The sequence below is a fragment of the Mycobacterium sp. HM-7 genome (assembly GCF_053852335.1).
Genome location: NZ_CM132657.1, coordinates 3,474,521 through 3,498,732 on the forward strand (window position 1 = coordinate 3,474,521; position 24,212 = coordinate 3,498,732).

A 24,212-nucleotide genomic window follows, 5' to 3' on the forward strand; every position below is an offset into this window, starting at 1 on the left:
TCAGCCGACCAGGCTCGAAACCCATTGCGGATCAAACGCTTTCGCACTCATGGTGGCGAAATCCCGGGGCGAGAAGCGACCGGCGCCGTCCGGCAGCACGGCGCGCACGGCGGCGATGTCCTCGAGCGCACCCCGATTGGACGTCTCCGCGAGCCCGGGCTCCTGCGGCCAGCTGCCGATCACCAGTCCGGCGCACGCGATGCCGTGCGCCGCCAGCGACTCGACCGTCAGGCCCGTGTGGTTGAGGGTGCCCAGACCCGGCGCGACGACGACCAGGACCTCCGCCCCGAGTTCGACGGCCAGGTCCCGCAGCGTCGTACCGTCGGCGCCGAGCTGGACGAGCAGTCCCCCGGCACCTTCCACCAGGGTCAGCTGGCCGGCGCGATCGACATTCCGGATCAGACCGAGCAAGTCGTCGCGCGACGGCAGCGTCATCCCGGCGAGTTCGGCCGCCGCGACGGGCGCCAGCGGCTCGGGATAGCGCCAGCCCGGCACGAGCGAATCGACGCTTGCCAGGCGTCCCACCTCGGCCAGATCGTCGTCACCGTGGCCGGCAGCCGGCGAGATGCCGGTCTGCACCGCCTTGCACACCGTGACGTCCAGACCGGCCTGCCGCGCGGCGCAGGCCAGCGCCGCGGTGGCGATGGTCTTGCCGACGCCGGTATCAGTCCCGGCGACCAGCAGCAGCGTCACGACTGCACCAGCGCGAGCACCTCGCCGAGAACCCGCCCGGCCAAATCCAATTCGGTGTCGTCGAGTGACGCGCGCGCCGTCAGGCGCAAACGCGACGTGCCGGCCGGCACCGACGGGGGCCGGAAGCAACCGACACGAACCCCGCGGTCCAGGCAGGCCGACGCCGCGGCCAGCGCGATCTCGGGGTCACCCAAGATCACCGACACGACAGCGGAATCAGGCGTGTCGACGGCGCCGCCGAACCGCGCCAGCGTCGCAGCGTGGGTCAGCACGGCCTGCGCCCGCCACGGCTCGGCGATGAGGACCTGCAGCGCAGCTTGAGCGGCGCCGACGGCAGCAGGAGCCAGACCGGTATCGAAGATGAAAGTGCGTGCGGCATCGATGAGGTGGGCGCGCACCGCGGCGGGGCCGAGCACCGCACCACCCTGGCTGCCGAGCGACTTGGACAACGTCGTCGTCACCACGATGTCGGGTTCGCCGGCCAGACCGACCTCGTGCACCAGGCCGCGGCCACCGGTACCGCGCACACCCAGGCCGTGGGCCTCGTCGACGATCAGCAGCGCGCCGTGCCGGCGGCACACCTCGTGCAGGGCGCGCAGCGGGGCCAGGGCACCGTCGGTGGAGAACACCGAATCGGTGATCACCACGGCGCGTTCCTCGGACCGGCTGACGAGCGCGGTCTCGACGGCGCCGACGTCGTTGTGCGGGGACACCACCACGCGCGCCCTGGACAGGCGACAGGCGTCCACCAGCGAGGCGTGGCTGTAGGCGTCGGACACGACCAGCGAGCCCGGCCCCGACAGCGCGGCCACCGCACCGATGTTGGCGGTGTAGCCGGACGAGAACACCAGCGCCGACTCGGCGCCCATGAAGCCGGCCAGCTCGGCCTCGAAGTCCTCGTGCAGTTCGGTGTTGCCGGTTACCAGGCGCGAACCGCCGGAGCCCGCGCCCCAGGTGTGCAGCGCCGTCACGCCGCCCGCGATGACGTCGGGATGCTGCGAGAGGCCGAGATAGTCGTTGGACGCCAGGTCCAGTTCGGTGGCCACCGCGGGCCGGACCCGTAGTGACCGGCGCAGGCCCGCGGCCCGGCGCTTGCGTTCGACATCGGCGAGCCAGGCCAGCGGCGAGTGATCCGTCATCGGCGCGCTCCTGACTCCAAGGCTATTGAACGGTGTTCAGGTTAACGCACGGGCGACGGCGACCACACCAGAGGTGATCCGGTCGATCTCTGCCGGTGTGCAGATGAACGGCGGCATGACGTACACCAGCTTGCCGAAGGGGCGCAGCCACAGCCCGTGTTCGATCGCGGTGACGGTGGCAGTGGACATGCCGGCCATGTTCAAGGGCTCCTTCATCTCGACGACGCCGATGGCGCCCAGCACCCGCACGTCGGCCACCGACGGCAGCTCCGCCGCCGGCGCCAGCCCGCGCCGCAGCCCGTCCGAGATGGCCGCCACCTGTGCTTTCCAGTTCCCACTCAGCAGCAGTTCGACGGCCGCCACCGACACCGCGCACGCCAGCGCGTTGGCCATGAACGTCGGCCCGTGCATGAGCGCGCCCGGCTCGCCGGAACTGATCACCCGCGCGATCTCGGCGGTGCACAGGGTCGCCGCCAGCGTCACATAACCGCCGGTCAGCGCCTTGCCGACACACATGATGTCGGGGCTGACGCCGGCGTGGTCCGCGGCGAACAGCTCGCCCGTCCGCCCGAAACCGGTCGCGATCTCGTCGAAGATCAGCAGCACGTCATGACGGGTACAGATGTCACGCAGCGCCGTCAGGTAACGCGGGTCGTGGAACCGCATACCCCCCGCGCCCTGGACCACAGGCTCGACGATGACGGCCGCGAGCTCGTCGACGTGCGCGGCCAGCTGCGCCTCGAAAGCCTCGACATAGGCCGGGTCGAATTCCGTCGGTACGCGCGGCGCGAAGATCTGGGGCATCAGGACGTCGGTCCAGATCGAGTGCATGCCGCCGTCGGGATCGCAGACGCTCATCGGGGTGAAAGTGTCGCCGTGATAGCCGCCGCGCCACGTCATCAGCTTGTGCCGGCCGGGACGGCCGAGGCTGCGCTGGTACTGCAGCGCCATCTTCGCGGCGACCTCGACCGAGACCGAACCGGAGTCCGAGAAGAAGACCGTATCCAGGCCGGCCGGGGTGATCTCCACGAGCAGCTGCGCCAACCGTGCCGCGGGCTCGTGGGTGAGGCCGCCGAACATGACGTGGTTCATCCGGCTCAGCTGTCGCGTGATCGCGGCGTCGAGCACCGGATGTCCATGCCCGTGCACCGCCGTCCACCACGAACTCATCGCGTCGATGACCTGCACCGGTCGACCCTCATGGATGAGGGTCAACATGATGCCGTGCGCCTCGGTGGCAACCACCGCCGGCAAAGCCTCCACGCCGATTGTGCTGTACGGATGCCAGATGTGGGCGGTGTCGATCGCCGAGATTTCGGCAGGGTTGAGCGCTGGCACGATGACCGAGCCTAATCGGCGTCCCACCCCGCCGGAACCGGCGTACTCAGCACGCGGACGACTCGCCGCTACATGAACGCGGCTTGGATCTTGGGTAGATTGACAGCCGACCATGACGACTCTTGCAGCACCGCGGCCGGCGTCGCCGCCCGGGTCGGGCAACGCCGCGCGCGTCACCGACGGCGGTGCGGACGCCGCTGCGCGCAACGCGCCGAACGCGTTCTACCGCCACGACCTGGATGGTCTGCGCGGCATCGCCATCGCCATGGTCGCCGCATTTCACGTCTGGTACGGCCGGGTCTCCGGCGGCGTCGACGTCTTCCTGGCGCTGTCCGGATTCTTCTTCGGCGGCAAACTCCTCCGGATCGCGCTGACGCCGGACGCGCCGCTGTCCCCCGGGCCGCAGCTGCGACGCCTGGTCCGTCGTCTGCTGCCCGCCCTGATCGTGGTCCTCGCCGCGGGTGCGGTGCTGACCATCGTGATCCAGCCCGAAACACGCTGGGAGACCTTCGCCGACCAGAGCCTGGCCAGCCTCGGCTATTACCAGAACTGGGAGCTCGCCGAGACGGCGTCGAACTACCTGCGGGCGGGCGAATCCGTCAGTCCGCTGCAGCACCTGTGGTCGATGTCGGTTCAGGGGCAGTTCTACGTCGCATTCCTGGCGCTGATCTTCGGCTTCGCTTACCTCTGCCGGCGCCGGCTGGGCAATCGGCTGCGACCCGCGTTCATCGCGCTGCTCAGCGTGCTGACCGTCGCCTCGTTCGTCTACGCGATCTTCGCGCACCAGGCCGACCAGGTCAGCGCCTACTACAACAGCTTCGCGCGCGCCTGGGAGCTGCTGCTGGGCGCCCTCGTCGGGGCGGTGGTGCCGTCCGTCCGGTGGCCGATGTGGCTGCGCAACGTGGTGTCGATGGTCGCGCTGGCAGCCATCCTGTCGTGTGGCGCCCTGATCGACGGTGTGCGGGAATTCCCCGGGCCGTGGGCGCTGGTTCCGGTCGGCGCGACGATGCTGTTCATCCTCAGTGCCGCGAATCACACCGACCGGCTACCGGCACCCAACCGGCTGCTGGCCACGGGGCCGTTCCTGTCGCTCGGCACCATGTCGTACTCGCTGTATCTCTGGCACTGGCCGCTGCTGATCTTCTGGCTTGCCTACAGCGGCCACAGCCGAGCCCACTTCGTCGACGGCGCCGCCGTGCTGCTGGTCTCCGGGGTGCTGGCCTGGCTCACCACCCGCTACGTCGAGAACCCGCTGCGCCGGCCGTCGAAGGCCGGATCCGGTGCTGCCGGGTGGGCGGTGCTGCGGCGGCCGACCGCGGTGCTGGGCACGCTCGTCGCCTTGATGGGTGTGACGCTCACCGCCACCGCGTTCACCTGGCGCGAGCACATGAACATCGAGCGGGCCAACGGCAAGGAGCTCGCCACCCTCAACCCCGTCGACTATCCGGGTGCGCGCTCGCTGCTTCGGCACCTGAAGGTGCCGAAGCTACCGTTCCGCCCGACAGTGCTCGAGGCCAAGGACGACGTGCCGGCCACGACGGCCGACAGCTGTATCGCGGACTTCGACGACCTGTCCATTCGCAACTGCTCGTACGGCGACACCGCCGCCGCCCGCACCATCGCGCTGGCCGGCGGCTCGCACGCCGAACACTGGATCACCGCGCTCGACATCCTCGGCAAGCGCTACCACTTCAAGGTCGTCACCTATCTGAAGATGGGTTGCCCGCTGTCGACCGAGCCCAACCCACTGGTGATGGGCGACAACCGGCCCTACCCGAAGTGCTACGAGTGGAACGAGCTGGTCATGCCGAAGCTGGTGGCCGACCGCCCGAGCTTCGTCTTCACCACCTCCACGCGACCCTGGAACATCAAGTCCGGTGACGTCATGCCCGGCACGTACATCGGCATCTGGCAGCGACTGTCCGATGCGAACATCCCGATACTGGCCATGCGCGACACCCCGTGGCTGGTGCGGGACGGTAAACCGTTCTTCCCCGCCGACTGCCTTGCCAGCGGCGGAAATTCAACGTCCTGCGGTATCGCCCGCTCCGAGGTACTGTCCGACCACAACCCGACCCTCGATTTCGTCGCGCAGTTCCCACTGTTGAAACCGCTCGACATGAGTGACGCGGTGTGCCGCCCTGACATCTGCCGCGCTGTGGAGGGAAATGTGTTGCTGTACCACGACTCTCATCATCTGTCCGCCACCTACATGCGCACCATGACCGCCGAACTCGGCCGCCAGGTCGGGGCTGCCACCGGCTGGTGGTGAGCTGCCTTCATGGTTGTTGGCGTCTGGCCGGGTAGCGCCTATCCCCTCGGTGCGACCTATGACGGTTCCGGCACCAATTTCTCGCTGTTCTCCGAAGTCGCCGAGCGCGTCGAACTGTGCCTGATCGCAAAGGACGGCAGTGAGGAACGAGTAAACCTCGACGAGGTCGACAGCTACGTCTGGCACTGCTACCTGCCTGCGGTGACGCCCGGACAACGGTACGGATTCCGGGTTTACGGCCCGTGGGACCCGGCGGGCGGGCACCGCTGCGATCCGAGCAAGCTGCTGCTCGATCCCTACGGCAAGTCCTTTCACGGCGACTTCGACTTCACCCAGGCGCTGTACTCCTACGACATGTCGGCGCCGTCCGCCACCGGCGAGCCGCCCGGGGTCGATTCGTTGGGGCACACCATGACCAGCGTCGTCATCAACCCGTTCTTCAACTGGGACAACGACCGGGTGCTGCGCACGCCGTACCACGAGACGGTCATCTACGAGGCTCACGTCAAGGGCATGACGCAGACGCACCCGGCGATCCCCGAGGAGCTGCGCGGCACCTACGCCGGACTCGCCCATCCGGCGATCATCGAGCATCTGCGATCCCTCGGCGTCACCGCGATCGAGCTGATGCCGGTGCACCAGTTCCTGCACGACCACCGGCTGCTGGACCTCGGCCTGCGAAACTACTGGGGCTACAACACGTTCGGCTTCTTCGCACCGCATTACCAGTACTCGTGGAACCAGCACGCCGGCAGCGCCGTCGCCGAATTCAAGACCATGGTGAAGTCGTTCCACGAAGCCGGCATCGAAGTCATCCTGGATGTCGTCTACAACCACACCGCCGAAGGCAACCACCTCGGCCCGACGCTGAACTTCCGCGGCATCGACAACGCCGCGTACTACCGGCTCGATGACGACGACCCGTCGCTCTACAAGGATTTCACCGGGACCGGCAACAGCCTCAACGCCCGTCATCCCCACACCCTGCAGCTGATCATGGATTCGCTGCGGTACTGGGTTCTGGAGATGCACGTCGACGGCTTCCGCTTCGACCTCGCGTCGACGCTCGCCCGCGAGTTCTACGACGTGGACCGGCTCTCGGCATTTTTCGATCTCGTGCAACAGGATCCGGTGATCAGCCAGGTGAAGCTCATCGCCGAGCCGTGGGATGTCGGCGAGGGCGGCTACCAGGTCGGCAATTTCCCAGGTTTGTGGACCGAGTGGAACGGGAAATACCGCGACACTGTGCGCGATTACTGGCGGGGCGAGCCCGCAACCCTGGGCGAATTCGCCTCCCGGCTGACCGGCTCCTCGGATTTGTACGAGGCCACCGGCCGGCGGCCGAGCGCGAGCATCAACTTCGTCACCTGCCACGACGGCTTCACGCTGACCGACCTGGTGTCGTACAACGAGAAGCACAACGAAGCCAACGGCGAGGACAACCGGGACGGCGAGAGCCACAACCGGTCGTGGAACTGCGGCGTCGAAGGCCCGACCGACGATCCCGAGATCATCGAACTGCGGGAACGACAGCGGCGCAACATTTTTGCCACGCTGATGTTGTCGCAAGGTACCCCGATGATCAGCCACGGCGACGAGATCGGCCGCACCCAGCAGGGCAACAACAACGCGTACTGCCAGGACAACCCGCTGGCGTGGATGGACTGGAGCAGTTGCGACGCCAACGCGGCACTCCTGGAATTCACCCGCACCGTGGTGGCGTTCCGGCGAAAGCATCCCGTTTTCCGGCGGCGCCGGTTCCTGGCCGGGCAGCCGGTTCGCAGCAGTGGGCAGGTCCGCGACATCGCGTGGCTGACCCCCGCGGGCGAAGAGATGACGCTGGAGGACTGGGATTCCGGTTTCGGCAAGAGCATCTCGGTGTTCCTGAACGGCGACGCGATACCCGAACCCAACGCGCGCGGTGAGCGGGTCACCGACGACTCGTTCCTGTTGTGTTTCAACGCCCACGACGAGGCGCTCGACTTCGTGATCCCCGGCCCGGACTACGGCGCGAGTTGGGCGGCGGCCCTGGACACCGCGGACCCGCACGGCCACACCGAACAGTTGGCCGCAGCCGGCGAGACGATCTCGCTGCAGGCCCGTTCGCTGCTGGTGTTGCGTAAGACGGCGTGAACACGATGCCGGTCTTGCCTGTTATCTCCACGTACAGATTGCAAATGCGCAGCGACGGAATGACGTTCGACGACGCGCTGGCGCTGCTGCCCTACCTCGACGAGCTGGGTGTCTCGCACCTCTACCTGTCGCCGGTGCTGACCGCGGCGGCCGGATCGACGCACGGCTACGACGTCACCGACCCGACGGCGATCTCGGCGGAGCTGGGCGGGCCGGAGGGCTTTGCCCGGCTGTCGGCGGCGGCGCGGGCGCGCGGCATGGGGCTGGTCATCGACATCGTGCCGAACCACGTCGGCGTCGAACACCCCGAGCAGAATCCGTGGTGGTGGGACGTCCTGACCTACGGCCGGGCATCGCGGTTCGGCAGCTTCTTCGACATCGACTGGGACCTGGACCCCGACGGCCGAATCGTGTTGCCGGTGCTGGGTTCCGACTCCGACGTCGACGATCTCGCCGTCGACGGTGACGTGCTGCGGCTGGGTGATCGGACCTGGCCGATCCGGCCCGGCACCGCCGCGGGCACGGCCGCCGAGGTCTACGCCCGGCAGGCATACCGATTGACCGGCTGGCAGTCCGGTTTCTGCGGCTACCGGCGGTTCTTCTCCATCACCTCACTGGCGGCGGTGCGCCAGGAGGATCCCGACGTGTTCGACGCCAGCCACGCCGAGATCGGGCGCTGGTTCCGTGAGGGCCGGGTGGACGGGTTGCGGGTCGACCACATCGACGGGCTGACCGATCCGGCAGGCTATGTCGCCCGGCTGCGCGAGTTGGCCGGGCCCGGCGCCTGGATCGTCGCCGAGAAGATCCTGGCCGCCGACGAGCCGCTGGACCCCGGTCTGCCCATTGCGGGCACCACCGGTTACGACGTGCTTCGGGAGATCGGCGGGCTCTTCGTCGACCCCGACGGGGCCGCCGCACTGACCAACCTGGCCCGCGAAACCCGCTGCGACGAACGGGAACTCAAGATCAAGGTCGTTACCGAGACGCTGGCCAGCGAGCTGGCCCGGCTGTGTCGTGCGATCGCGCGGGCCGCCGGGGGCGACGATCCCGCGCTCCCGACCGCCGTCGCCCAACTGCTCAGCCGCGTCGGCGTGTACCGCACCGACTACGCCGTCCTGTCCGCGGCGCTGCCCGAAGCCATCAACGAAACCATCAGCGCGGCACCAGAACTGGCATCGGCTCTGCAGCTGATCGTGACGGCCCTGGAGCAGCCCGAACCCGCGTCCCGGTTGCAGCAGTTGTGCGGTGCGATGACGGCCAAGGCGATCGAGGACACCCTGTTCTACCGCGACGCCCGCCTGGTGTCGCTGAACGAGGTCGGCGGCACTCCGGAACGCTTCGGTATGAGCACCGCCGAGTTCCACCAGCGCGCCGCCGCACGCGCACGGGACTGGCCCGCCGCCATGGTGACGCTGTCCACCCACGACACCAAGCGCGGCGAGGATGTGCGGGCCCGGATCACGGTGCTGTCGCAGTGCGCCGAGCTGTGGGCGCAGCGCGTCCGCCGCTGGAACACGGTGTGTGTACCACCTGACGAGGGCACCGGATTGTTCCTGTGGCAGAACATCATCGGCGTGTGGCCGGCCGCCGGCGATGTCGACGACACCGTCCGCGCACGGCTGCACGCCTATGCCGAGAAGGCGATCCGCGAAGCCGAGCTGCGCACCGACTGGGAGCAGCCGAACCGGGAATTCGAAGATGCGGTCCGCGACTGGATCGACGCCCTGCTCGACGGGCCGGTGGCCAATGAGGTGACCGCGTTCGTCGGACAGCTCGACGAGGCCGCGCGGTGCGATGCGGTGGCTCAGAAGCTGCTGGCCCTCACAGTGCCGGGCATACCCGACATCTACCAGGGCACCGAGCTGTTCGACGACAGCCTGGTGGACCCGGACAACCGTCGACCGGTTGATTTCGTACTCCGCCAGGGCGAGCTCGACGCCCTGAGCCACCCCAAGATCCGGGTGGTCGCGGCAGCGCTGCGGTCACGCCGGGAACGGCCCGACACGTACCTGTCAGGTGACTACACACCCGTTATCGCCGACGGACCTGCCGCCGACCACGTGATCGCGTTCCGGCGCGGCAGCGATGTGCTGGTGGTCGTGCCCCGGTGGACGTTGAAGCTCGACGAATCCGCTTGCGCCGTCACGGCCATCCCACTGCCCGATGGCGACTGGACCGACCGGCTGACGGGGCGAACCTGGTCTGGGACCGTGACCGCCGATGCGCTGTTCGCCGAATTGCCCGGTGTGCTGCTGGAGAAAACCCGTGCCTGACCACGAATTCTCGGTCTGGGCGCCCACTCCGCACGACGTCGCTCTCGAAGCCGACGGGCGCAGATACCCGATGACCCGCGCCCGCGACGGCTGGTGGCGCGTCACCGCCGACGTACCGGCCGATGCCTGGTACGGCTACGTCCTGGACGGCTCCCAACCGCTGCCCGACCCCCGTTCGCCGCGGCAACCCGATGGCGTGCACGGGCTTTCGCAGCTGTGGCCGTCCAACCCGCCGGCCCCCTGGAGCGGCCGTGCCATCGACGGCGCAGTGATCTACGAACTGCACGTCGGCACGTTCACCGCGGCCGGCACCTTCGACGCCGCCATCGAGCGACTGGACCACCTGATCGACCTCGGTGTCGACTTCGTGGAACTGATGCCGGTCAACGCCTTCAGCGGGGATCACGGCTGGGGCTACGACGGTGTGCTGTGGTACGCGGTGCACGAACCCTACGGCGGCCCTTCGGGTCTGGTGCGTTTCGTCGATGGCTGCCACCGGCGGGGCCTGGGTGTGCTGCTCGACGCGGTGTTCAACCACCTTGGCCCGTCAGGGAATTATCTGCCCAAGTTCGGGCCGTACCTGACGGTGGGCCGGACCCCGTGGGGCGAGGCGATCAACATCGCCGCCGCCGACTCCGACCCCGTGCGCCGGTACATCATCGACTGTGCCCTGCGCTGGATGCGGGATTTCGGCATCGACGGCCTGCGGTTGGACGCGGTGCACGCGCTGGTCGACACCACGGCCGTGCACCTACTGGAAGAGCTGGCCACCGAAACCGACGCCTTGGCAACCGAACTCGGCCGGCCGTTGTCGCTGATCGCCGAGAGCGACCTCAACGACCCGCGCCTGGTCACCCCGCGCGATCACGGCGGGTACGGCCTCGCCGCCCAATGGGACGACGACATCCACCATGCCATCCACACCGCGGTCTCCGGCGAACGACAGGGCTACTACGCCGATTTCGGCTCGATGCAGACGCTCGCCACCACGCTCGCCCGCGGCTTCTTCCACGCCGGCACTTACTCGTCGTTCCGGCGCCGCCGGCATGGCCGGCCGCTGGATACCACGCAGATTCCGGCCACCCGATTGCTCGCGTATACCTGCACGCACGATCAGGTGGGCAACCGCGCGATCGGCGACCGGCCGTCACAGAACCTCGATTTCGGACAGCTTGCCGTCAAAGCTGCGCTGGTCCTCGGATCGCCTTATACAGCAATGCTTTTCATGGGCGAGGAATGGGGCGCTTCGACGCCGTTCCAGTTCTTCAGCGCACATCCCGAACCCGAACTGGCGCGCGCGACGGCGGAGGGCCGCAAGGCCGAGTTCGCCGACCACGGCTGGGCCGCCGACGACATCCCCGATCCCCAAGACCCCGCCACGTTCCAGCGCTCCAAACTCAATTGGGACGAGGCCGGCAGGGGCGAGCACGCCCGGCTGTTGCAGCTGTACCGCGACCTGATTGCGTTGCGGCGCACCGAACCCGACTTCGCCGACGCGCGGCTGGACCACCTACACGTCGAGTTCGACGAAGCCGACCGCTGGATCGTCATGCACCGCGGGGCATTCGCCGTGGCGTGCAATCTCGGCGAGCAGCCCGTCGCGGTACCCGTCACCGGCGAGATGGTGCTGTCGTCGGCCGAGCCGCAGATCGGAACGGGCGCCACAACACTGCCCGGCCACAGCTTCGCGGTGCTACGCCGGATCTAGGTCAAGTACCGGTACGCCGGCGACCCCGGCTCCAAGGGCTCGACGTGGATGCCCGAATCGCGCATCCGGTCCAGCAGCCCATCGAAGCCCGCGGCCGAACCGAGTTCGATGCCGACCAGCGCCGCGCCGGTCTCCCGGTTGTTGCGCTTCACGTATTCGAACAAGGTGATGTCGTCGTTGGGCCCGAGCACCTCGTCCAGGAACCGCCGCAGCGCGCCGGGCTCCTGCGGGAAGTCCACCAGGAAGTAGTGCTTGAGGCCCAGGTGCACCAGCGACCGCTCGAGCACCTCGCCGTAGCGCGAGACGTCGTTGTTGCCGCCCGAGATCAGGCAGACGACCGTCGACCCGGCCTCGACACCGTTCTCCATCAACGCCGCGACCGACAGTGCGCCCGCAGGCTCGGCGATGATGCCCTCGTTCTGGTACAGGTCGAGCATCGCGGTGCACACCGCGCCCTCATCGACCGTCGTCACCGACACCATGTCGCCGGCCGCCGCGAGCGCCGCGTAGGTCAGCGCCCCGGCCTGCGCCACCGCAGCGCCGTCGACGAACTGGTCGACATGCTCGAGCGTCACCGGCTCGCCCTTGGCGAGTGCCGCGATCATCGACGCCGCACCGGCGGGCTCGGCACCGAGCACGGCAGTCGCCTTGGTGTGCGCGGTGAGGTAGGTGGTGATGCCGCTGATGCAGCCGCCACCGCCCACCGGCACGATGACGAGGTCGGGTTCGACGTCCAGCTGATCGAGGATCTCGACCGCGATGGTGCCCTGTCCGGCCATGGTGCGCAGGTCGTCGTACGGCGGCACCAGGGTGGCGCCGGTGCGTGCGACGTCTTCGAGCGCCGCGGCGGCAGCCAGGTCGTACGTGGCGCCGCCGACGATCAGCTCGATGAAGTCGCCGCCGTGGTAGCGGATACGGTCGCGCTTCTGCTTGGGCGTCTTCGCCGGGACGTACACGCGGCCGTGCACTCCCATCGAGCGGCAGGCCAGCGCGAATCCCTGGGCATGGTTGCCCGCCGACGAGCACACCACGCCGGCGGCCTTCTCCTCGTCGGAGAGCTGCATCAGCAGGTTGTAGGCGCCGCGCAGCTTGTAGGACCGCACCGCCTGCAGGTCTTCACGCTTGAGGTAGACCTGGGCGCCGGTCAGCGCCGACAACCGATCGCTGTACTGCAGCGGCGTGCGGGTCACCACCGAGGAAATTCGCCGGGCAGCCGCATCGATGTCAGCCGCGGCAAGCGGCGACGTCCTGTGGGTTCCCTGGCTCAGCTCGGCAGACACCGTCTAATGGTGTCATCTCGGTGCAAAACTGAGCGCATGGACCCCACTCCACAACCGTTGCCCCCGGCGGTCAGGTCATTCGTCGAGCGGGCTCAGCGTCTGACGCACAGTGCCGAACACCACGTGCCGTCGTGGCTGCGGCCCGGCGCCCCGGAGAACCGGCTGCCCGTGATCTTCGCGATCCTGGGCGCGGTGACACTGCAGTGGGCGGTCCCCGAGCAGTACACCGTGGTGCCCCGATGGCCGCTGATCGGCCTGGAACTCCTGCTCGTGGTGGTGCTGGTGATCATCAACCCGTTGCGGATGTCGCGCGAGACCACCGTCGGCAAATGGGCGATGAGACTGCTCACCGCGGCCATCACCGCCGACAACACGACGTCGGCGATCGTGCTCGACATCCACATCTTGTCCGGCCAGGTCTCCAACAATGCCGGGCTACTGCTGGGCAGTGGCGCGGCGATCTTCATCACCAACGTGATCGTGTTCGGCATCTGGTTCTAGGAGCTGGACCGCGGCGGGCCGTTCGCCCGGCGGGCCGGCGAGGACCCGTATCCGGACTTCCAGTTCCCCCAGATGAGCGATCCGCAGAACGCCGAACCCGGTTGGCGCCCAACGTTCGTCGACTACCTGTACGTGAGCTACACCAACGTCGTGGCGTTCTCCCCCACCGACACCATGCCGCTGACGCGGTGGGCCAAGATGATGATGACGCTGCAGTCGATGGTGTCGATCTCGACGACCGCACTCGTCATCGCCCGCGCCGTCAACGTACTGAAGTAGGCCCGCACACGCGAGGCGCACGGCGGATTCAGCTGCAGTCGCGATGCGGTTCCAGCAACTCGGCCTGCCCGACCTCGGGACGGGCGGTCGGCAACCAACGTCGCGTCGACTCGAGGGACCGTTCGATCAGGTCGCCCGAGTGGGAGAAGTCGACCGGCGACACCCGCACCGGACACAGCGGCGGGACCACATGCAGTTCGACCAATCCTTCGAACCGTTCCACGTCGGTGGCGAGCCGCCGGTTGATCGCCAGGGTGAACGCGTGCATCGCCATGGCCAACGCGGCCCGCGGTGGTTGTGGCATGGCGCACGAGTAGCCCGTCGGCAGGACCCACACCTCGGTCGCGCCGAGTTCCACCGCATACGACAGCGGTGTGTTGTTCACCACGCCGCCGTCGACCAGATCGCGTCCGCCGATCCGGACCGGCGGCAGGACCGCCGGGATGGCGGCGCTGGCGACGATCGCGTCGACGGCGTCACCCGAAGACAGCAGGACGTCCTGCCCGGACAGCACGTCGGTGGCCACCACGTGCAGCGGTGTCGGCGCGTCCTGTAGTCGCCGGAAACGCAGATTCTGCTGCAACAGACTGCGGATCCCGAGGTCGGAAACCAGATGCGGCCGACGCCCCAGAAACCCGAGCAGCCCCATACTCGGGCTGGTCGGGAACACTTTGCGACGGGACAGGGTCCGCCACAGATCGGCCAGCGCCAGGGCCCCGTCGTGGTCGGACCGCCCGGCGATCCACCCGCCGTTGAGGGCACCGACAGAGGTGCCGACGATCAGATCCGGCTTGATGCCCGCCTCGGCCAGACCCAGCAGCATGCCCACCTGGATGGACCCCAGGCTGCCGCCACCGGACAGCACGAACGCCGTCGTCATGGTCGTTCGCCGTCCTCCGGCGCGGGTCGTAGCGGAAGCCGCATGACAAAGGTGGTGTCGCGCGGCTGAGAGACCGCGAACAACTCCCCGCCGTGCCTGTTGACGACGATCTGCCGGGCCAGATGCAGGCCCAGGCCGGTACCTTCACCGAGCGGTTTGGTGGTGAAGAACGGGTCGAAGATGCGGCCGCTGACGTCGGCGGCAATCCCGGTGCCGGTGTCACTGATCTCGATCCGGACCGCATCGTCCTCGAAACGGCTGCGCACCGTGAGCGTCCCGGGGCCGGCCGGTCGCATCGCGTCGATCGCGTTCTCGATGATGTGCGTCCACGCCTGATTGAGTTCGGCCGGATAACAGAGCAATTCGGGTGTCGACGGATCGAAGTCTGTGATCACTTCTACCGGAGTACCCGCGCCGATCCGTCCGGCGAACATTCGCAGGGTACTGGTCAGCAGGGCGTCGACCGCCGCGAACTGGAACGGCGCGCTGTTCAGCTGGGTGTACTGCTTGACGTCGGCGACCAGGCCCGAAATCCGCTGTGCGGCATCATTGACCTGATGCGTCAGCAGTTCGGCCTCGGCCCGGTGCCGTAGCCACTTCATGGCACGGGGCACCCAGTCCGGCTGCTGGTCACCCGGCAGTAGCTGTCCGAGCCAGGCACAATCCAGTCCGATCTCGACGAACGTCGGCGCCATGTCCCAGGCGTCCGCGATACCTCGACTGGACAACCATTCACAGACCTCGTCCTCCAGGTCGCTCGCCCGCATCGCCGACAGCGGCCGCTCGGGCGCGGCGGCCACCTTCGCGACCACGTCGGCCTGCGCCGCCGCCAGGAAAGTCAGTGCCGCGCTGTCGAATTCGCCGTCCATCAGCGGCACCGTGAGAGCATCCAAGCGGCTGCGCAGGTCGGTCGCGGCACGGACAACGGCTGCCACCGGGTTGTTGAGTTCGTGCGTCAGTCCGGCTGAGAGCTGTCCGAGTGCCAGCATCCGGTCCCGTTCGTCGGCGACCCGGTGCTGCTTCTCCGCGGTCTCCGCCAGCCCATCGATGAGGTGGACCGCCATCGGGAACTGGGTCTTGACGAAGTCGCCGAACTCGCCGGCAGGCATGACGAAAAACCGACTCGGTCGCGTGGCCCGCACCGAGAACCGGTTCCGGTCGTGCCCGACGGGACTAAACGCCGACCGAGCACCGAAATAGACGCCGGGCTGCGACGTTCGATCGATCTCGAGTTCCCTGCCACCGGCACGCTTCGAGAGCACCAGTTCGCCGTCGATGAGGACCCGTAGCGGCGTGACGGGGTCACCTTCGGTGATGACCGAGCCCGGGCCGAAGACCTCGATGTGGCCGGCGTGACAGAGCTGCGCCAGCTGCTCATCCGTCAACGACTCGAAGAGGAACAGTGCCTTCAGTTCCTCTGGTGAGCACTGCTGCAGGCCACCGCCGACGTTTCCCACGCCGACACACTAAGCCCCGCCGAGCCGATGTGCTGCGGTCATACGGGTCAATCCGCGTACGAGTTCTCCAGCACCACAGCGATGTGCCCTGCCCCTACACCAACAGGTGGCATCGACGCCCGTGCCGCCCGTCACTGAATTGCTCGCCACCCCAGAACATCGGCTAGAGTGAAGACCGCCAGGCCGCAGTAACCCCGGGCCCCAAATTTCGCCGCCACGAGCGGCCTACCGCCGAGAGGCGTTCTGCGGTCTGGCTTTAACTTCTCAGGTGCATTCCGCCGACATCGTCGGCGACAGCATCAATCCAGCGAATTGCTGCGCCACAACCCGGCCGCGGCATGCAGCTCGTTGGCGATCCGGGTAAAGGTCACAGCGCGGTCGGTCAACTCCGCGGCACGCTCCGGCGCCGTCGTCGTCGCATCCTCGGCCAAGCTCGTGCAGCCGGCGGCACTCACCCGGCAGTACGCCGCCGCCCGCTCCAGCGCGACGGCGAAATCCCCTTCGAAAACGCCGCGCAGGATGCGATCGGCCAGTTCGCGGATCTCGGTCGGCCCGACGGGCGTCTCCGCACCGGCAACCACGGGGTCGATCGAGTGCAGCACCTCCGTGCCACGGCCGAACATCAGACTGGCCGAATACGGGTCGTCGCGGATCGACAGCCGCAGCAGATAGACCCGCCACAGGGCACCGGGCAGACTGCGCGCGCCGGCGCCCGCCCACAACTCGGCGATGGTCTCGATGCCGTGCTCGTCGGTGTACGCCACCAGCCGCGACACCACGTCCGGATCCGGGTAACTCCGGACCCGCTCCAGCAGCGCCGCGGCGGTCTCGTGGGCGATGCGGCTGTCCTGCACAGGATCCTCGACATCGTGGAACGCCTCGAAGCCGCGGCCGAGGAACTTGGTCGGCTTGTGAATCCGCCGACGGTCGTCAGTCATACACCAGTTCTTTCCCGTCGCTGCGCGCGCCGTCAGCCCTGTCGAGTCGCCGCGCTCGCCCTAACGCCAACCATCGGCGTCTTTCGCGGCCTGCAGCAGCACATCACACAGCTCTTTCAGTTCGGTCGGACCGGCGCCTTCGGCGACAGCCGTCGCGACGTCCTCGGCCGCACACCGTACCTGATAAACGCGGTCGGAGAGCGCCGCCGCTTCGTCGGCGCTGAGCACCACCGAGTCCTCGGCGAGGTTGGTCCCTTTGACCATCGCCCGCTGCTCATAGGCCCGCTGCCGGCACGACTGACGGCAGTACTGGCGACGACGACCCATCCCCGCGTCGGCCACCTCCCGGCCGCACCACCGGCACGGCTGCGCCTTCGAGCGCCTCATGTCCGCCTCACGGTCGTGACTGTATCCGGCGACGGTCAGAACCCCGGTATCATGGACAATCGAGTCGGGAACTTCACGGCGCTGGCCTGCGTTGATTCCCTGTCGCTATACCAAGGGAGTGATTGACGATGGCTGATCGTGTCCTGCGAGGCAGTCGCCTCGGAGCTGTGAGCTACGAGACCGACCGTAACCATGACCTGGCGCCGCGGCAGGTGGCCCGCTACCGCACCGACAACGGCGAGGAATTCGAAGTTCCGTTCGCCGACGACGCGGAGATCCCCGGCACCTGGGCGTGCAAGAACGGCATGGAAGGCACCCTGCTCGAGGGTGACGTTCCGGAGCCCAAGAAGGTCAAGCCGCCGCGTACCCACTGGGACATGCTGCTCGAGCGTCGTTCCGTCGAGGAGCTCGAAGAGCTGCTCAAGGAGCGGCTGGAGCTGATCAAGACCCGCCGCCGCGGCTGATCGCCTGAGCTACGAGAAAAGCCCCGTGCAGTGCACGGGGCTTTTCTGTTGCCTGCGAGCGGTGACTAACGGACGACGCCGCGGGCCCGGTCCAGCCGGCCGCGAATGCCCCACTTCGCCACCTGCGACATGGCCTCACGGATGTTCGAACCGCTCATCTTCGACACACCAAGTTCGCGCTCGGTGAACGTGATGGGCACCTCGACGACGGTGAACCCGGCGTTGATGGCGCGCCAGGTCAGGTCGATCTGGAAGCAGTAGCCCTTCGAATCGACATCGTCGAGGCCGATCTTCTCCAGCACGTCGTGACGGTAGGCGCGGTAACCGGCCGTGATGTCGTGAATCTTGACGCCCAGCAGCACCCGGGCATAGGTGTTCGCGGTGCGCGACAGGACGAGCCGGCGCCGGGGCCAGTTACGGATCGCGCCGCCGGGGACGTAACGCGAACCGATGGCCAGGTCGGCACCGTTGTCGACGGCGTCGAGCAGGCGGTACAGCTCTTCGGGCGCGTGGCTGCCGTCGGCGTCCATCTCGACCAGGACGCTGTAGCCGCGGCCCAGGCCCCAGGCGAACCCGGCGAGGTACGCGGCGCCGAGACCGCCCTTGCCGGCCCGGTGCATGACGTGCAGGCGGTCGGGATCGGCGAGCGCCAGCTCGTCGGCCAGCTGACCGGTGCCGTCGGGGCTGTCGTCGTCGACGACGAGCACGTGGACGTCCGGACGGGCGGCGTGCACCCGGCCGACGATCAACGGCAGGTTCTCGCGCTCGTTGTAGGTCGGAATGATGACCAGCGTGCGCTGACTCGGACGGTCCTCGCCCATGGTCATTACCCCTGTTCGTTCGCGGTGTCGGTGTCGGTGTCAGACCCGGCTGCGCTGCCGTCCTGATGCCCTGTCGCCGCCTGGCGGCGGCGCACGAGCTTCCTATTGTGCAACATGGCTGCCAGAAGAGCCGAAACGCCGACCCCGATCAGCACGCTGTTGATGACCGGCCCCCACCTCGTCGCGAGGGTCAGATCGGTTTTCAACCGCACCTGACGGTCCAGATAACCGGGCTGGAAGAACTCGGTGCGCTCGAGGACTTGGCCGTTCGGAGCGACCACCGCACTGATCCCGGTGGTTCCCGCGACGACGACGTAGCGGTCGTGTTCGACGGCGCGCAGCCGGGCGAACGCCAACTGCTGGACGCTCATCGGTTCGTCGAAGGTCGCGTTGTTCGCGGGCACCGCCAGCAACTGCGCACCGTTCAGTACCGACAGCCGGGCGGCGCGGTCGAAAATGACCTCCCAGCAGGTCGTCACCCCGATCGGTACACCTGCGGCGGTGACGACGCCGGTGCCGTGGCCCGGTACGAAGTAGCCGGCCCGATCGGCATACGGCGACAGCATCCGGAAGAAGCTGCGCCAGGGCAGGTACTCACCGAACGGCTGGACGATGGCCTTGTCGTGGCGCTCCCCCGGTCCATCCGTCCCGTTCCAGACGATCACCGAGTTGGTGGTCACCGGGTGCTCTGGCGTGTACTCCGGCGCTGTCAGCACGGTGCCCACCAGGATCGGCGCGTGGATCGCGGCGGACGCGGCCGAGATCAGTTCCGCGGCGTCGGCGTTGACCAGCGGGTCGATGTCCGACGAGTTCTCCGGCCAGATCACCACCGTCGGTTGTGGTGCGCGGCCGGCGCGGACTTCCTCGGCCAGTTGTTTGGTTTCGCGCACGTGGTTGTCGAGCACGGCGCGGCGCTGGGCGTTGAAGTCCAGTCCGAGGCGCGGCACGTTGCCCTGGATGGCGGCGACGTTGATCGCGGGGTCATCACCCGCACCGGCACCGGCCTTGCGGACATGCGGCCAGGCCAGCACGGTGAGCAGCAGGACCACGGCGATGCAGATGCCCGGGATGAAGACCTCCGGCGGGGCGGCGGCACCCGTGCGGTGGTCGTGACGCCAGTGCCTGACCGCCTCGAGCACAATGGCTGTTGCGCTGAAACCGATGAGCGCCACCGCGAACGACACCAGCGGCGCACCGCCGAGCTGCGCGAGCGGCAGCAGCGGGCCGTCGGTCTGGCCGAAGGCGACGACGCCCCATGGGAAGCCGCCGAACGGCACCGTCGACTTGAGCCATTCGGCAGACACCCAGAGTGCGGCGAACCACAGCGGCCAGCCGGGCAGGCGCCGGACGATGACCGCGGTGAGACCGAACACACCGGTGAAGAACGCCTCCAGGGCGGCGAGCATCAGCCACGGAAACGGCCCGACGAAATTGCTGATCCACGGCAGCAGCAGCGCGTAGAACACCATCCCGGCCAGCATGCCGTAGCCGAAACCGCCTGCGGGCGTGGTGCGTTCGTCGACCAGCACCCAGGCCAGCAGCGCCAGCGCGACGAGCGACAAGTACCAGAGGTCGAACGGCGGGAAGCTCGCGCACAGCAGCAGGCCGGCCACGACGGCGGCCGCCAGCCGGATCAATCGCGGCTCGAAGAACAGACGCAGACCCATGAGGATCCGTGCACCGCGCCCGGGTCCCTGCGGCTCGCCGGGTGCTTCGGGCGTGTCCGGCTCGGCCTCGGCCTGGGCTTCGTCCGGCACTTCGTCCTGTACCTCTTCGGTGCCCTCAGCCATGGATCAGCTCACCGCGGTGCACGGTCTGCAGACAGGTCGGCAGCTCGTCATCGGGCGCCAGTGCCGGCAGCGCCGGGACCCGCGACCGCGGATCGGTCGACCAGCGCTGCACGGCGTCGGCGGGGGCGGTGACGTCCAATGTCGAGGCACCTCCCGGCAGTTTCCATACGGCGTACGACGCGACGGCCCCCGGCACCAGTGTGCCGGTCATGCCATCCCGGACGCCGCCGGCCCGCCAGGCGCCGCGGGTGGCCGCCAGGAACGCCGACCGGGCCGAGATGGCACTCCCGGCCGTCCGGTGGCTGGTGGCCGCGCGCACGGATTCCCACGGATTGATGCTGGTGACAGGACTGTCCGAACCGAAGGCGAGGGGCACGCCTTGCGATGCTAACAGCGCGAACGGGTTCAAACCCTGCGCTCGATCGACCCCGAGACGCTGGGCGTACATGCCGTCGGCGCCGCCCCACAGGGCATCGAAATTCGGCTGCATGCTGGCGACCACACCCCACGAGCCGAGCTTGCGCGCTTGTTCGGCGTCCACCATCTCGAGGTGCTCCAGGCGGTGACCGCAGCGCGCCACCGCGGGCGCCCCGAAAGCCGCCACGGTCCGGTCCAGGGCGTCGACGGCAGCGGCAACGGCTGCGTCACCGATGACGTGGAATCCCGCGGTGATGCCGGCCTCGGTGCAGGCCAGCAGATGGGCGGTGACGGCGTCGGCATCCAGGTAGGTGTTGCCGCAGCAGCCCGGCGCATCGGTGTACGGGTCGTGCAGCCAGGCGGTGCGGGAGCCCAGCGCGCCGTCGATGAAGAGGTCACCGGCCAATCCGTGGGCGCCGGTCTGGGCCATCAGATCGCGCGCGGCAGCAGCACTGCTCACGGCCTCGCCCCAGTAGCCGACGATCTCGACGCCGTGATCGGTCGTGCGCAGGTCGGCCCAGTCGTCGAGGCCGCCGATCTCGGGACCCGCGCACTCGTGCACCGCGACGATGCCGTTGCGCGCCGCGAGGTCGAGCGCGGCGCGTTGGGCGTCGCGGCGTTGCGTGGCACTGAGCAGGTTGCGGGCCGCGGCCCGTACCCGGTGGTGGGCGTCGGCGGTCAGCGGCCCCTGCGCGGAGAAGCCCGCCGAGTCGGCAAGGCCGGGCACCAGCTGCCGCAGGCCGGTCGTCGCGATGGCCGAGTGCACGTCGACCCGGGCCAGGTACGCAGGCCGTCCGCCGAGCACTCCGTCGAGGTCCGTGGTGGTCGGGATGGCGCGCTCGGGCCAGCCTGATTCGTCCCAGCCGTGGCCCCAGATGACGCCGTCGGGGTGCCGCGCGGCGTGGTCGGCCAGCAGGGTCAGCAGGTGCGGCAGCGACGTCGCGGTGCGCAGGTCCAGTCCGACCACCGTGAGCCCGGTCGCCGTCAGGTGCACATGACTGTCGACGAACGCCGGCGCCACGAACGCGCCCTCGAGATCGACGACGGTGGCGTCCGGGTGCAGCGCCCTGCCGATGTCATCGGAACCGAGCCAGGCCACCACACCGTCGCGGATCGCGATCGCGGTGGCGTCGGGCGCGGCCGGGCTATGGATACGACCGCCCAGCAGCAGCGTCGTCGCAAAGGTCGTCACGAGGGTGACAGGTTAGTCCGTTCAGCCCGCCTGACGGTGCACAGCGACCGGTGAGCTGTCGATGACCTCGATCACTTCCCCGTCGATGTACTCACCGCGGCCGCGGTAGCGCTCATCGTGGTTGATGTAGATCACTTGGGTCGGGAAGTCCATCGGGGTCAGCTGCCGGCTGAACAGTGCCTTGGCCGCCGGCCGCACCGCACGCCGCGTGAACGGCACCAGCATGAGCGCCCCCAGCACCGAGCTGGCCAGCCCGGGAAGGACGACCAGGACGGTACCGAGAGCCACCAGCAGACTGTCCGTGGCCAGCGTGGGATCGGCGGATCGAGCGCTCAGCGCTTCCGCCAACCTGCTGAAATGCCGGGTGATCTGGGTACCCGCGATGGCCAGGCCCACAACGAATGTGGCCAGCAGCGCAAGTAACGTCCACGCCACACCGATGGTCGACGCCAGGGCGGCCAGCACCGCGACCTCGACCAAGGCATAAACGAGAAATAGTCGCATCGCCATGCACTGGACAACGCCGAAACGCCGGAATTGGTTCCTAAGCGCCGGGAACCGGCTCCACCTCGATGGCGGCGTGCACCTTCTCGACGCCGCCGCGGATGATGGCCTGCGGAATCCACCACCAGGCATGCCACCAGTAGCGCCTGGTCACCATGTCGAAGACGCGCTTGGTCTCGGACTTCGGCAGGTTGCGGGCGATGGCCTCGACCGGTTCCCCCTTGACCTTGCCCAGCGCACCGCATTTCCGGATGGTGACCCGCGGCGTGTTCTTGATGCGCTTGGTCTTCCACGAGCCGTCGTCGGTGCTGATCAGCAGCTTGCCCTCGTGCGGCACGCCCCAGACCGGAGTCGGCTTGGGCCGCCCGTCCTTCGTGAAGGTCGTCAGCAGCAGGTATTTCTCGCGGTACACGTCTTCGAACGTCGGAGCCATGGCTCTAGAAGACCACGGTTTCGTTGCCGTGGCGCAGGATCCGGTCCTGGCAGTGCCACAGCACGGCTCGGGACAGCACGGCCCGTTCCACGTCGGCGCCGAGACGCACCAACTCCTCGACGCTGTGGGTGTGGTCGACGCGGACCACGTCCTGCTCGATGATCGGACCCTCGTCCAGGTCCGCCGTCACGTAATGCGCCGTGGCGCCGACGAGCTTCACGCCACGCTCCTTGGCCCGCCGGTACGGCGTCGCGCCGACGAACGCCGGCAGGAACGAGTGATGGATGTTGATCAACGGGCACCCGATGGCGTCGAGGAACTCCGGCGTGATGATCTGCATGTACCGGGCCAGCACCACCAGATCGACGTTGTCCTTGAGCAGATCGAGCTGACGCTGCTCGGCCTGCTCCCGGATGTCCCGGGTGGCCGGGATGTGCACGAACGGCACCCCGAAGGCCCGGACCTGCTCGGCCAGGTCGGCGTGGTTGGAGATCACCATCACCACGGTCATGTCGAGTTCGCCGCGGCGGTTCCGCCACAACAGGTCGAGCAGGCAGTGGTCGGCCGTCGACGCCATGATCGCCACGCGTTTGGGTTTGGACGCATCGGTGAACCGGTAGTCCATGTCGAATTCCTGTGCCACTACCTGGAATTCGCGTTCCAGTTCGGGCTGGGCGGCGGCCAGGCCCGGCAGATGGAAGACGGTGCGCTGCAGGAAGACGCCGTCTTCCGGGGCCGTTGAGTGCTGGTCCAGCGAGATGATGTTGGCGCCCGAGCGGGTCAGGAACGTCGACACCGCGGCGATGACGCCGCGCCGGTCCGGGCAGTTCAAGAGCAGCCGGCCGATGTCCTTGTGGCGCGGCAACTTTGGCGCGCCGGCAGGGAATTGACTCACGCCGCCCGCAGCTCCAGCGCGACGTTGTTCTCCATGCCGCCGCGCAGCTTGGAGAAGAAGTTGAAGGCCTTGCCGATCAACCCGTAGCGCTTGCCGATGCCGTCGTAGACGGCGCCGACCTGCGACTGGTCCAGGATCGCCGCCTTGGCCTCGACGGCCTCGCTCTTCGGGTTGCCGCGCATGTCGCACTTGGCGACCGTCACGCGCGGGGTGTTCCGAATCCGCTTGACCTTCCAGGCCTTGGCTTCGGAGATGACCAGTAGCCGGTCCCCGTCGGGCACGGCCCAGACGGCGGTGGGCTTCGGGCGACCGTCCTTGGTGAAAGTGGTCAGCAGGATGTAGTTCGCGGTGGCGACATCGGCGAAGGTGAGGGCCATGGCGATCAGGCTAGTCCGGCGTCGGGTGCCCAGCGCTCTGA

Annotated in this window: 20 protein-coding genes and 1 pseudogene; 6 read left to right on the plus strand and 15 right to left on the minus strand. The window is 68.2% G+C overall.

Features of this window, described 5'->3' with window-relative positions; translation table 11 throughout:
- From bioD to ACWW1C_RS16775, 3 genes are read right to left on the minus strand one after another with little or no spacing between them, the layout of a single operon-like run.
- On the minus strand, positions 1-693 hold the full coding sequence (gene bioD, locus ACWW1C_RS16765; RefSeq protein WP_455979428.1) for a dethiobiotin synthase: 693 nt from the start codon (positions 691-693) through the stop codon (positions 1-3).
- Positions 690-1,832, minus strand: coding sequence for an 8-amino-7-oxononanoate synthase (locus ACWW1C_RS16770; protein WP_455979429.1), 1,143 nt, complete (start codon positions 1,830-1,832; stop codon positions 690-692). The genes bioD and ACWW1C_RS16770 overlap by 4 nt, the downstream gene beginning before the upstream one ends.
- A 36-nt stretch (positions 1,833-1,868) precedes the next feature.
- A complete protein-coding gene (locus ACWW1C_RS16775) occupies positions 1,869-3,170 on the minus strand; it encodes an adenosylmethionine--8-amino-7-oxononanoate transaminase (protein ID WP_455979430.1) in 1,302 nt (433 codons plus the stop codon).
- A 112-nt stretch (positions 3,171-3,282) separates the two neighbouring features.
- On the opposite strand from ACWW1C_RS16775, the gene ACWW1C_RS16780 reads away from it, so the two are divergent.
- From ACWW1C_RS16780 to treZ, 4 genes are read left to right on the plus strand one after another with little or no spacing between them, the layout of a single operon-like run.
- Positions 3,283-5,442 (plus strand): acyltransferase family protein, encoded by a 2,160-nt coding sequence (locus tag ACWW1C_RS16780; RefSeq protein ID WP_455979431.1) that lies wholly within the window; start codon positions 3,283-3,285, stop codon positions 5,440-5,442.
- A 9-nt stretch (positions 5,443-5,451) separates the two neighbouring features.
- Entirely contained in the window at positions 5,452-7,575 is a 2,124-nt protein-coding gene (gene glgX, locus ACWW1C_RS16785; protein WP_455979432.1) for a glycogen debranching protein GlgX, read from the plus strand.
- A 5-nt stretch (positions 7,576-7,580) separates the two neighbouring features.
- Entirely contained in the window at positions 7,581-9,848 is a 2,268-nt protein-coding gene (gene treY / locus ACWW1C_RS16790) for a malto-oligosyltrehalose synthase (RefSeq protein WP_455979433.1), read from the plus strand.
- Positions 9,841-11,556, plus strand: coding sequence for a malto-oligosyltrehalose trehalohydrolase (gene treZ / locus ACWW1C_RS16795; protein ID WP_455979434.1), 1,716 nt, complete (start codon positions 9,841-9,843; stop codon positions 11,554-11,556). Before treY ends, treZ begins: the two co-directional genes overlap by 8 nt.
- On the opposite strand, the gene ilvA is transcribed toward treZ, so the two are convergent.
- Positions 11,553-12,836 carry a threonine ammonia-lyase IlvA gene (gene ilvA, locus ACWW1C_RS16800; protein ID WP_455979435.1) on the minus strand — a complete coding sequence of 428 codons (1,284 nt, stop codon included), beginning with the start codon at positions 12,834-12,836 and terminating at the stop codon, positions 11,553-11,555. The genes treZ and ilvA overlap by 4 nt on opposite strands.
- A gap of 36 nt (positions 12,837-12,872) precedes the next feature.
- Between ilvA and ACWW1C_RS16805 the strand changes: the two are divergent.
- Positions 12,873-13,616, plus strand: a pseudogene (locus tag ACWW1C_RS16805) (hypothetical protein).
- A gap of 28 nt (positions 13,617-13,644) precedes the next feature.
- On the opposite strand, the gene ACWW1C_RS16810 reads toward ACWW1C_RS16805, so the two are convergent.
- The 4 genes from ACWW1C_RS16810 to ACWW1C_RS16825 all read right to left on the minus strand — a co-directional run bounded on the left by ACWW1C_RS16810 (position 13,645) and on the right by ACWW1C_RS16825 (position 17,278).
- Positions 13,645-14,496, minus strand: coding sequence for a patatin-like phospholipase family protein (locus ACWW1C_RS16810; RefSeq protein ID WP_455979436.1), 852 nt, complete (start codon positions 14,494-14,496; stop codon positions 13,645-13,647).
- Positions 14,493-15,953, minus strand: a complete 1,461-nt coding sequence (locus ACWW1C_RS16815) for an ATP-binding protein (protein WP_455979437.1) — start codon at positions 15,951-15,953, stop codon at positions 14,493-14,495. Before ACWW1C_RS16815 ends, ACWW1C_RS16810 begins: the two co-directional genes overlap by 4 nt.
- A gap of 299 nt (positions 15,954-16,252) precedes the next feature.
- A complete protein-coding gene (locus ACWW1C_RS16820) occupies positions 16,253-16,891 on the minus strand; it encodes a DNA-directed RNA polymerase subunit beta (RefSeq protein WP_455979438.1) in 639 nt (212 codons plus the stop codon).
- 60 nt (positions 16,892-16,951) lie between these two features.
- Positions 16,952-17,278, minus strand: a complete 327-nt coding sequence (locus ACWW1C_RS16825; protein WP_455979439.1) for a hypothetical protein — start codon at positions 17,276-17,278, stop codon at positions 16,952-16,954.
- Between the two features lie 128 nt (positions 17,279-17,406).
- Here ACWW1C_RS16825 and ACWW1C_RS16830 point away from each other — a divergent pair, with 128 nt between their 5' ends.
- On the plus strand, positions 17,407-17,742 hold the full coding sequence (locus ACWW1C_RS16830; protein ID WP_043400890.1) for an RNA polymerase-binding protein RbpA: 336 nt from the start codon (positions 17,407-17,409) through the stop codon (positions 17,740-17,742).
- 65 nt (positions 17,743-17,807) lie between these two features.
- Here the strand turns inward: ACWW1C_RS16830 and ACWW1C_RS16835 are convergent, their stop codons facing one another.
- The 7 genes from ACWW1C_RS16835 to ACWW1C_RS16865 are packed head-to-tail and all read right to left on the minus strand — an operon-like array spanning position 17,808 to position 24,171.
- Entirely contained in the window at positions 17,808-18,569 is a 762-nt protein-coding gene (locus ACWW1C_RS16835) for a polyprenol monophosphomannose synthase (RefSeq protein WP_455979440.1), read from the minus strand.
- The gene (lnt, locus tag ACWW1C_RS16840) at positions 18,569-20,353 is read right to left on the minus strand and encodes an apolipoprotein N-acyltransferase (protein ID WP_455979441.1); all 1,785 of its coding nucleotides are present in this window, start codon (positions 20,351-20,353) and stop codon (positions 18,569-18,571) included. The genes ACWW1C_RS16835 and lnt overlap by 1 nt, the downstream gene beginning before the upstream one ends.
- Entirely contained in the window at positions 20,346-21,962 is a 1,617-nt protein-coding gene (locus ACWW1C_RS16845; protein WP_455979442.1) for an amidohydrolase, read from the minus strand. Before ACWW1C_RS16845 ends, lnt begins: the two co-directional genes overlap by 8 nt.
- A gap of 21 nt (positions 21,963-21,983) precedes the next feature.
- Complete coding sequence (locus tag ACWW1C_RS16850) at positions 21,984-22,472, minus strand: FxsA family protein (protein WP_455979443.1); 489 nt, start codon at positions 22,470-22,472, stop codon at positions 21,984-21,986.
- A 34-nt stretch (positions 22,473-22,506) separates the two neighbouring features.
- A complete protein-coding gene (locus tag ACWW1C_RS16855; RefSeq protein ID WP_455979444.1) occupies positions 22,507-22,899 on the minus strand; it encodes a PPOX class F420-dependent oxidoreductase in 393 nt (130 codons plus the stop codon).
- 4 nt (positions 22,900-22,903) lie between these two features.
- Positions 22,904-23,794: a formyltetrahydrofolate deformylase gene (purU, locus tag ACWW1C_RS16860; RefSeq protein WP_455979445.1), complete on the minus strand. Its 891-nt coding sequence runs from the start codon at positions 23,792-23,794 to the stop codon at positions 22,904-22,906.
- Entirely contained in the window at positions 23,791-24,171 is a 381-nt protein-coding gene (locus ACWW1C_RS16865) for a PPOX class F420-dependent oxidoreductase (protein WP_133760383.1), read from the minus strand. Before ACWW1C_RS16865 ends, purU begins: the two co-directional genes overlap by 4 nt.
- Positions 24,172-24,212 lie beyond the last annotated feature (41 nt).

Excerpts from the sequence above, each read along its gene's own strand:
- ACWW1C_RS16770 (WP_455979429.1), bottom strand. The coding sequence starts at position 1,832 with ATGACGGATCACTCGCCGCTGGCCTGGCTCGCCGATGTCGAACGCAAG.
- ACWW1C_RS16780 (WP_455979431.1), top strand. The coding sequence starts at position 3,283 with ATGACGACTCTTGCAGCACCGCGGCCGGCGTCGCCGCCCGGGTCGGGC.
- glgX (WP_455979432.1), top strand. The coding sequence starts at position 5,452 with ATGGTTGTTGGCGTCTGGCCGGGTAGCGCCTATCCCCTCGGTGCGACC.
- treY (WP_455979433.1), top strand. The coding sequence starts at position 7,581 with ATGCCGGTCTTGCCTGTTATCTCCACGTACAGATTGCAAATGCGCAGC.
- ACWW1C_RS16810 (WP_455979436.1), bottom strand. The coding sequence starts at position 14,496 with ATGACGACGGCGTTCGTGCTGTCCGGTGGCGGCAGCCTGGGGTCCATC.
- ACWW1C_RS16820 (WP_455979438.1), bottom strand. The coding sequence starts at position 16,891 with ATGACTGACGACCGTCGGCGGATTCACAAGCCGACCAAGTTCCTCGGC.
- ACWW1C_RS16825 (WP_455979439.1), bottom strand. The coding sequence starts at position 17,278 with ATGAGGCGCTCGAAGGCGCAGCCGTGCCGGTGGTGCGGCCGGGAGGTG.
- ACWW1C_RS16830 (WP_043400890.1), top strand. The coding sequence starts at position 17,407 with ATGGCTGATCGTGTCCTGCGAGGCAGTCGCCTCGGAGCTGTGAGCTAC.
- ACWW1C_RS16835 (WP_455979440.1), bottom strand. The coding sequence starts at position 18,569 with ATGACCATGGGCGAGGACCGTCCGAGTCAGCGCACGCTGGTCATCATT.
- lnt (WP_455979441.1), bottom strand. The coding sequence starts at position 20,353 with ATGGCTGAGGGCACCGAAGAGGTACAGGACGAAGTGCCGGACGAAGCC.
- ACWW1C_RS16850 (WP_455979443.1), bottom strand. The coding sequence starts at position 22,472 with ATGGCGATGCGACTATTTCTCGTTTATGCCTTGGTCGAGGTCGCGGTG.
- ACWW1C_RS16855 (WP_455979444.1), bottom strand. The coding sequence starts at position 22,899 with ATGGCTCCGACGTTCGAAGACGTGTACCGCGAGAAATACCTGCTGCTG.
- ACWW1C_RS16865 (WP_133760383.1), bottom strand. The coding sequence starts at position 24,171 with ATGGCCCTCACCTTCGCCGATGTCGCCACCGCGAACTACATCCTGCTG.